Source organism: Trebonia sp., assembly GCF_049794275.1.
Taxonomy (GTDB): domain Bacteria; phylum Actinomycetota; class Actinomycetes; order Streptosporangiales; family Streptosporangiaceae; genus Trebonia.
The window spans coordinates 1-5,177 of the sequence record NZ_JBARCR010000058.1 but is presented as its reverse complement, the minus strand read 5'-3'; the positions used below and the strand labels follow the sequence as shown (position 1 = coordinate 5,177).

The 5,177-nt window shown below is 66.6% G+C and carries 7 protein-coding genes; all 7 read left to right on the top strand.

Going from position 1 to position 5,177, the window contains the following annotated elements:
* The coding region (locus WA805_RS01520) for a DUF664 domain-containing protein (protein ID WP_425241473.1) at positions 1-379 on the top strand (379 nt) is incomplete at its 5' end.
* A 358-nt stretch (positions 380-737) separates the two neighbouring features.
* Entirely contained in the window at positions 738-1,418 is a 681-nt protein-coding gene (locus WA805_RS01515; RefSeq protein WP_425241472.1) for a TetR/AcrR family transcriptional regulator, read from the top strand.
* A gap of 51 nt (positions 1,419-1,469) precedes the next feature.
* Complete coding sequence (locus WA805_RS01510) at positions 1,470-2,066, top strand: methyltransferase family protein (protein ID WP_425241471.1); 597 nt, start codon at positions 1,470-1,472, stop codon at positions 2,064-2,066.
* Positions 2,067-2,111: 45 nt separating this feature from the next.
* Positions 2,112-3,338, top strand: a complete 1,227-nt coding sequence (locus tag WA805_RS01505) for an alpha/beta hydrolase family protein (protein WP_425241475.1) — start codon at positions 2,112-2,114, stop codon at positions 3,336-3,338.
* Between the two features lie 113 nt (positions 3,339-3,451).
* Complete coding sequence (locus WA805_RS01500) at positions 3,452-3,868, top strand: phage holin family protein (RefSeq protein ID WP_425241474.1); 417 nt, start codon at positions 3,452-3,454, stop codon at positions 3,866-3,868.
* On the top strand, positions 3,865-4,227 hold the full coding sequence (locus WA805_RS01495; RefSeq protein ID WP_425241470.1) for a DUF3618 domain-containing protein: 363 nt from the start codon (positions 3,865-3,867) through the stop codon (positions 4,225-4,227). The genes WA805_RS01500 and WA805_RS01495 overlap by 4 nt, the downstream gene beginning before the upstream one ends.
* Positions 4,217-5,177 (top strand): YihY/virulence factor BrkB family protein (locus WA805_RS01490; protein ID WP_422277654.1); only part of this gene is annotated, 961 nt, incomplete at its 3' end. The genes WA805_RS01495 and WA805_RS01490, both read left to right, overlap by 11 nt.

Below are 5,177 nucleotides of genomic sequence, written 5' to 3'. Positions count from 1 at the left end.
CCAGCTCGTCGCCCGGTCGTGCGAGCCGTCGCCGATGTCACTGATCGGCCTCGTCCGGCACATGACTGAGATGGAGCGGATGTACGGGCACCGGCTGGCCGACTGGGGCACCGGCCTGCTGTACTGCACCGACGAAGACGAGGACGCCGACTTTGCGGCGGTCACCGCCGCCGGTGCGGCGGAAGACCTGGAGACATTCCGCGCGCACTGCGCCCGGACCAGGGAAATCATGGCCGCGCACGAACTCGACGACACCTTCGGTAAAACGAACGCGTACACGTTGCGCTGGTTCTACCTGTACCTGATCAAGGAGTACGCCCGGCACCTAGGCCATGCCGACCTGCTGCGCGAGCGGATCGACGGGGTGACGGGCGAATAATCGCCCGAAAGGGTGTTAAGGAGGCTTATTTCGGGTGGATAGTCCCCGAAATGACACCCGTCGGCGGTCGTTGGCGGTGTGGGCCACACGGTCGGCGAGCGATGTTACGCGTGCGGAGTCCCGCGTCCAGTGCATCGGAGTCCAGCGGCCGGAGAGGGCTGCTGCCCGGCCCGGGGGTAACGAGCAGGCTCCTGGTAGCCCGGTGTCCGGCGTGGCGGCCGGGGCGACTCGCAAGTAGCCGGCTGGCGGCTGGACCGTGAGCGCTCCCAGGCATCGGAGCAAGTCCGGTATGCGGAGCCCGCTCAGACCACCAGGCCAGGTATTGACACTAGCTGACCGCCTGAATTATTTTCTTACCATGCGGTCAGAAACTAATCCGGACGGTCAACGCAAGGGCCGGACCTTCATCGAGACCGCACGCCGGGCGCAGATCATGGCAGCCGCCATCGACACCATCGCCGAGCTCGGGTTCGGGCAGGCCTCCCTGGCCCGCATCGCGGAAAGAGCCGGGACCAGCAAAGGCGTGATCCTCTACCACTTCAGCGGGAAGGATGACCTGATCAGGGAGCTGGTCGCCGAGCTGTCCGCGAAGGGCCGGGCCTACATGGGTCCGCGGCTTGAGGCCGAGCCGATCGGCGCTGGGATGCTCAGGGCTTACATCGAGTCCAACCTGGCCTTTGTGCGCGAGAACCGCAACCACGTGCTGGCGACCGTCGAGATCGCGCTCAACGGCCGCAGCGCCGACGGAAGCCCGCTGTACGACATGTCCATCCGCGAGTCAGGGACGGCCGCGCTCCGGGAACTCCTCGTTCATTTCCAGGACGCCGGCGAGTTCCGGGCCGACTTCGATCCGGCGGTCATGGCCATGACGATCCGCGCCACCCTCGACGCCGTGCCAGCCCGGCTCGCCCGCGATCCCGACCTCGACCTCGGCCACTACGGCCGCGAGCTAGCGGACCTGTTCCACATCGCCACCCGGCCCGAGGGAAGCCGCAACCCCGGGGCCGCCACCCACGAGCAGTCAGCGGAGGAGACATGAGCCCCTACTTCCCAACCATCGCGTTCACGCGGTAACCGCAGCGGAGGAGACATGGAACCCTACTTCCTCACCAACCACCTCGCCGGCCTGCTACTGCTGGTCACCACGCAGGCCTGGGGAGCGATGGAACTCAGCCAGCGTTCCGCGAACATGGAAGGGCGACAAGGAGCCACCAAGGTCGGCGGCGTCGGCTCGCGGCTCGCCATGCTGGCCGCGCTGATCGCCACGACCATCGTGGTCAACGTGGCACCGCACGCGGTCCCGGCGGCCACGATCCGGCCCGGCGCCGTCGCCTGCGCCGTCGGCTTGGTCATCCTGCTGGCCGGGCTGGTGCTGCGCGGCTGGTCATTCAAGGCGCTCGGCCAGTACTTCACGCACGACGTCATGGTCAGCCCCGAACAGCCAGTGATCACCGTCGGCCCGTACCGCGTGCTGCGCCATCCCAGCTACACCGCAGTGCTCCTGATCGGCATCGGGGTCGGCCTGGCCTCAGCCAACTGGGCGGGCCTGGCAGTCGTGATGCTGCTGATACTCACACCCCTGCTCTGGCGCATCCACATCGAGGAGAACGCGCTGCTGACAACACTCGGCGACAGGTACTGCGCCTACGCCGCGCGCCACAAGCGCCTCGTCCCGCTCGTCTGGTGACCAGAACCACGACGGGAACCGACAGGGAGGTGGCACGTGAAGTTCATGTTCCGGAACCGGACGTTCTCGTTCGAGGCACTGCGAGCGGCAGGCTTCGCCGTTTACGGGGGAGCGGACCTCGGTGAGGTGATCGTCACCGCGCAAAAGGTCAGAGGGGGCGACGTCGCCAGCTGGCACCGCTCATGGAAGGCGACCGCCGAGCGGGTGCACGGGATCGGCTCGGAAGCCCTCGCCGCTGGCCACCGGGTGAGCGCCCGCGAGGCGCTTCTGCGAGCCTCGAACTACTACCGGACCGCAGAGTTCTTCTTGCGCGAACACCCTGCAACGGATCCTGAGGTGCGGCTGCTGTCAACTCGTTCGCGGGAAACGTTCGCCCAGGCGGCATCACTGCTAGACAACCCTGTCGTGCCGGTCAGCATCCCTTATGAGGGCACAACGCTGCCGGGATACCTGTTCCTTGCCGATGATTCGGGCACGGCCAGGCCGACGGTCATATACAACAGCGGGTACGACTCCACGTTGGAGGAAGCGTACTTCGCCGTCGGGGCGGCCGCCCTGAGCCGCGGGTACAACGTCCTCGCTTTCGACGGGCCAGGACAAGGAGCGGCTCTGCGAGTTCAGGCGCTCGTGTTCAGGCCGGACTGGGAGAAGGTAGTAAGCCCGGTGGTCGACTTCGCGCTCACCCGTCCAGAGATCGATCCGGAAGCCATCGCTCTTTTCGGCTACAGCCTGGGCGGGCTCCTCGTCGCCCGCGCCGCCGCCTACGAGCACCGGGTGGCCGCGCTCATCCTCGACGACGGCCTCTACGATCTTTACGCAGCCTTCGCTGCCGGGAGTCCCGCGTACTTTCTGCGCTGGATCGATCAGGGCCGCGATGGCCGCACGAACAGGTTGATGGCTCTGAACGGGCACTTTGACATCGGTGCCCGCTGCAGCCTGCAGAACGGATGCTGGGCCATGGGAGCGCGCTCGTATGCTGACCTGTTCCGCAAGACAAAGGACTACACCCTGGCCGGTGTAGCGCAGCGCGTTACCGCTCCTACGCTGATCCTCGATGCAGAACACGACCAGTTCCTCAAGGGTCAGCCACAGCTCGTTGAGCGGGCGTTGACCCAGGCAGCAACCACTCTCATCACGCTCACCGCAGCAGAGGGCGCTGGCGAGCATTGCCATATGGGGGCGCTAACACGCTCGCACCAGGTGATGTTTGACTGGCTCGATGGTGTCCTGGCGCATACCTCAATGCAGCCGGCATCAGGTCGTTCTGCCTGACGAGCCGACTCCGCTCCCCGGAATGACACAGCAAACGGTTGTCGCCGAGACATGTTATGCGTATCGCTGCTCGGGTAGGACGAACCGCCTAGACGGGAAAGGCGGTGAGCGTGATGGTGGCGAGTTCAGCGCAATCTCCTCCCGAGCGGGAGGCATCGACGGGCGAGCTTGTAAAGCAGCTGTCCGAACAGGTTTCCACGCTAGTGCGCGACGAGCTGAAGATGGCGAGGCTCGAGCTGGCCCGCAAGGGGAAGTTCGCGGGTTTCGGCATCGGGCTGTACGGCGCCAGCGGGCTGGTCGCCTTGTACGCCATCGCGTGCCTGCTCGCCGCGGTGATCATCGCGATCGCGGGGGAGATCCGGCCGTGGCTGGCCGCGCTGATCGTCGGGCTCGTGCTGGCCGTCGTCAGTGCGGTGGCGGCGCTGATGGGGAGAAGCAGGATGCGGCGTGCCACGCCTCCCATGCCGGAACAAGCCGTCGAGGGGACCAAGGCCGATATCGAAGAAGTAAAGGAAGGGATGCACCGGTGACCACGTCGCCTGACGGCCAGCAGGAGCTGGAGAAGGAAATCGAGCAGACCCGTGAGCGGCTCGGCGAGACGGTGGAAGCCCTCGCCGCCAAGGCGGACGTGAAGGCGCAGGCACAGGAGAAGCTGGGCCAGCTGACCGCGCGGCTGAAGGGCAAGGCGACCGAGGCGAAAGGCAAGGCGACCGAGGCGACCCGGCAGCTGCGGCTTCAGGACAAGGCGAACCAGGCGAAGCAGCAGGCGACCCAGGCCGGCCAGCAGATCAGGGAGCGCCCGGTCCCGGCTGCCGCGACGGCGGGCTTGCTCGGCTTGCTCGTGTTGTTCTTGGTACTTATCAGGCGGTGGACGCGGCGTGACAAGTGAGTCCATTCCGCCGCGGTCCAAGGTGTCCGGCGGGCCGGACTCGCCGCTAGAACTGGGCGGGACCGGCTGGAAGAACACGCTCAAGCGCACCGGGAAGAAGTTCGTCCGCGACCGGTGCAGCATGACCGCCGGGAGCCTGGCCTACCACTGGTTCCTGGCCTTGTTCCCCGCGCTTATCGCGCTGGTGGGCCTGACCACCCTGATCAAGCTTGGAAGCGGTGACATTGACAAGCTGGTGAACGGCCTCAACAAGGCGCTGCCGCCCGGGGCGGCAGACGTGTTCACCACGGCGGTCACGTCCGCCACCACTAAGTCCGCGCACAGCTCGCTCACCGCCCTGATCATCGGCGTGGTGATCGCGCTATGGAGCGCCTCCGGCGGCATGGCCGCGCTGGAGATCGGGCTGGACATCGCGTACGAGGTGCCGGCCGAACGCAAATTCCTGCCGAAACGTCTGATCACCATTCCCCTCATGCTGGCGACCGTCGTACTTGGCGGGATCGCGGCGGCCCTGATCGTGCTGGGGGGCCCGATCGGGTCAGGGATCGAAGGTCACGTGGGGCTCAGCGGGACCGCGTTCGTCGTTATCTGGACCGTGGTGCGCTGGGTCCTGGCGGTCATCTTCATCTCGCTGCTGTTCACGGTGTACTACTACCTCGGTCCCAACCGTGAGACGCCGCGCTGGCGGTGGGTCAGCCCAGGCGGCGTCGCCGGCACCGTCATCTTCCTGGCGGCGTCGGTCGGTTTCTCCTTCTACGTGAGGGAGTTCGGCTCGTACGGCAAGACGTACGGCGCGCTCGCCGGGGTCGTGATCCTGATCTTCTGGCTGTACCTGACGGGCATCGCTGTGCTGCTCGGCGCCGAGCTCAACGCCGAAGCCGAGCGGACGGCGGCCGCCCAGGCCGGCCATCCGCAGGCCAAGGCGGCCGCCGAGCGGCTTAACGAGAGCT